Here is a 620-nt window from a genome sequence, read left to right on the forward strand (position 1 = left end):
AAGTACTGTGATGCACTGCCACTGTATCGCCAAGTCGATATCTTTAAACGCGGAGGGTTGGATTTATCTCGCGGCACCTTAGCCAACTGGTGCATTAAGTCAGGCGCTCTGTTGCAACCGCTGGTGAAGGCAATGCAACAGCACTTGGTTAATCAACACAGTCTGTGTGCGGACGAAACCAGCGTTCAAGTGTTAGATGAACCGGATAAAGACGCGTCAAGCAAATCTTACATGTGGGTCTATCGCAGTAATGAAATGAGTCAACAGCCCGTGGTGATTTACGATTATCAACCGGGGCGAAGTCGAGAAAACTTGAAGTCATTTTTACACGGCTTTGAAGGTTACCTACAATGTGACGGCTACTCTGTTTATGATAATGTTGACGGCATTACACCAGTCGGTTGCTGGGCGCATGCCCGCCGTAAATATAATGACGCGTTAAAAGCAGAGAAGAAAAATAAAGGGCGAGCGCATAAAGCCATTAGCTTCATCAGCAAACTTTACCAACTTGAAAACCAAGCCAAGGCTAAAGGGTTATCAATAGAAGAACGTTATCAGCTACGACAAGAAAAAGCGCAACCCGTGCTTGATGATTTTAAAGAGTGGCTTGATAAAACGAA

General features: G+C 45.2%; 1 protein-coding gene. It reads left to right on the top strand.

Going from position 1 to position 620, the window contains the following annotated elements:
• Positions 1-620, top strand: a 620-nt coding sequence (locus Q8W26_RS17840) for an IS66 family transposase (protein WP_305473885.1), incomplete at both ends; no start/stop codon positions are given.

The organism is Psychrobium sp. 1_MG-2023 (assembly GCF_030689115.1).
Lineage (GTDB): Bacteria > Pseudomonadota > Gammaproteobacteria > Enterobacterales > Psychrobiaceae > Psychrobium.